Annotated in this window: 3 protein-coding genes; 1 reads left to right on the top strand and 2 read right to left on the bottom strand. The window is 37.3% G+C overall.

What is annotated here, in order from left to right:
* The coding region (locus BHECKSOX2_RS00780) for a C80 family cysteine peptidase (protein WP_180323596.1) at positions 1 to 1,499 on the bottom strand (1,499 nt) is incomplete at its 3' end.
* Positions 1,450 to 2,124: a C80 family cysteine peptidase gene (locus BHECKSOX2_RS00775; protein WP_180323595.1), complete on the bottom strand. Its 675-nt coding sequence runs from the start codon at positions 2,122 to 2,124 to the stop codon at positions 1,450 to 1,452. The genes BHECKSOX2_RS00780 and BHECKSOX2_RS00775, both read right to left, overlap by 50 nt.
* Before the next feature lie 62 nt (positions 2,125 to 2,186).
* Here BHECKSOX2_RS00775 and BHECKSOX2_RS00770 point away from each other — a divergent pair.
* Positions 2,187 to 2,587 (top strand): C80 family cysteine peptidase (locus BHECKSOX2_RS00770; protein ID WP_180323599.1); only part of this gene is annotated, 401 nt, incomplete at its 3' end.

Here is a 2,587-nt window from a genome sequence, read left to right as displayed (position 1 = left end):
GTCTTATCTAATACTACTTGGTATGCCGATTCTTGTTCATGTTCTGCTTGTTGTTTCTCTACTTGTTTTTGTTGTATTTTTTTATTAACTTGATCCAAGTTTTTATTTTCGTTATCAACTGTTGCTGTTATTTTTTGTAATTTCTCATTTGCTTCATTAAATTCTTTTTCTGTGCCTGCTGCATTTTGTCTGTCAATCTTTACTACATCTCGTGCCGCTTTAAGTTTGCTGGATAAAACTTCTAACTCATCTGCGCTTGCACCTGTGTTTGCTTTTTTTGTCGTTTTCTTATTTATCTTTGTTCTATGCAATCTGTTTAGTCTGCTTGCTTCTTTGTCTGATTTATCTTTTGCATTTTTCGCTGTTTCATTTGCGCCTTGTTTTTGTTTCACTTCTTCTGCTACTTGTGCTTTCTCTTCTTCTGCTGCTTGGATTGTTTGTGTTAGATCGTTTGCCGTTTGTTTTAATTCTTGATATTCTTTATGGTTGTTTTGTATTTTTTTATTTGCCGCTTCTTCTTTCTCTTGTGCTTGTCTTAGTTCTTCTTGTGCTGGTTCTAGTTCTTTTGTTATTTGCAATACTTCGTCTCTTGTGACTTTTTCTGCTAGTGTTTCTGGCTCTATATTGGCTAATGCCTGTTGTTCTTTTTCTTTAAGCTTTGTTAACTCATCCACTTGATCATCAAGTAATGCTTTTGAATCTTTGAATGCTTGTTCTAATACATCGGTATTGTTTTCAGGTGCCATGCCAGGTTCATCATCACCTACAATTTTTGGATTGCCACTCTTATCAACATTGACTCTGCCTTCGTAACCTACGACATCAAAAAGTTTGCCAAACAATGTTTGCACCTCCTGAGCCAAGCTTAATTGCCCATTGAGGCAACGACCGCTATAACAACTCAGTAAGAAGAGTTTGGCCGATTCCACTGTTTGTGGGAGGAATTTCTTGATAATGCCTACTACCCCTTTACTATCGCGACCTTCTAATGTGTTGACGCCTTCTACTTGCTTGCCGTGCCCTATTACTTGGACTTTCAAATTGCCTGTTAAATCGCTTACTTGACCTTGGATAACCTCTAGTTTGCCGTTATTTTTTTTGACAACAACGACTTTTTTGGGGTTGTGGCGTGCATTTTGTCTTTTTGTTATTTTTTGTTGCATGTTGTTGGCGGTTTCGTCGTTTGCCATTTGAATGATTAGGCTGGAATCGTATTTGGATTTTGGGTGGGCGAGGTTGTGGGGTGGAGTGAGGTCTTGTGTGTTTTGTTTTGTTGAGGAGGTGTTTTTGGGTATGCCAGGCTGCTGTTGGGGCTTTGTGTCTATTGGAGCTTTGTCTTGTGAAAGTTTTTCATTAAGAACAGTTTTTTCTTGATGCTCAGAATCAATGTTGTTACGGATTTTAATTTTAATTTTTACAGATTCGTTATTGAATGCTTTCTTAAAATCTTTAACTAGGTTTGCACCCCAAATGCCAGAAGCAGCACCACAGCAATTCAATANAGGTGTTTTTGGGTATGCCAGGCTGCTGTTGGGGCTTTGTGTCTATTGGAGCTTTGTCTTGTGAAAGTTTTTCATTAAGAACAGTTTTTTCTTGATGCTCAGAATCAATGTTGTTACGGATTTTAATTTTAATTTTTACAGATTCGTTATTGAATGCTTTCTTAAAATCTTTAACTAGGTTTGCACCCCAAATGCCAGAAGCAGCACCACAGCAATTCAATAATAAGACATTGGTAAGTTTTGCATAGAAGTTATCTTGAATTGATTCTTCTAATACTTTTAGACCTTGTGCTATCTGGTTACCGTCTTCGCCTGCTAGTTTTTCAGTGCCATGTTTATCTTTATGCCCACGCCCTATGATATGGACTTTGTATTCGCCCTCCACATTTTGGATATTTCCTTGAAGAACTATGGGTTCTCCATTTTGCATTTTTTTAATAACGAGAACATCTTCTTTGTTGTGTTTTTTGTGTAATTTTTCGACTTGCTCCTTTCTTACAATATCGGCAATTTCGTCGTCTGATTTTTGAATAACAATATGGCTTTCGTATTTAGTGGGGGGATCTAGATCTAATAAAGATTTTGGCAGTAAACTGATTTTGTCTCCAAATAATTTTTCCATGGCAGTTTTTTGACCGATAAACAAGGCTGGGCTCTTCATTGACTTGTCTTTGTTTTTGACCCATACTGCGTATTCAGGGGCATGGGCATAAAGATAAGTATGGCACTGAAATACTAGCAGGCAAAGACGGCAAACTGATGGCACAAGGCATAAAAGGATTAGAAGAGTCAATTCGAAATAACTCCTATGCAAAACTTGCCAGTGTTTTACTATTGAATTGCTGTAGTGCTACTTCTGGCACTTGGGGTGCAAACCTAGTTAAAGATTTTAAGAAAGCATTCAATAACGAATCTGTAAAAATTAAAATTAAAATCCGTAACAACATTGATTCTGAGCATCAAGAAAAAACTATTCTTAACGAAGAACTTTTACAAGACAACAAAGCCCCAACAGACACAAAGCCCCAACAACAGTCCAGCACTCTTGAAGCACCACGAAAACCACAAAACAAACCCTCAGCCAA

It is taken from the genome of thiotrophic endosymbiont of Bathymodiolus puteoserpentis (Logatchev), assembly GCF_900127505.1.
Taxonomy (GTDB): domain Bacteria; phylum Pseudomonadota; class Gammaproteobacteria; order PS1; family Pseudothioglobaceae; genus Thiodubiliella.
The sequence above is the reverse complement of the archived record's forward strand: the minus strand, read 5'-3'. Positions and strand labels throughout refer to the sequence as shown.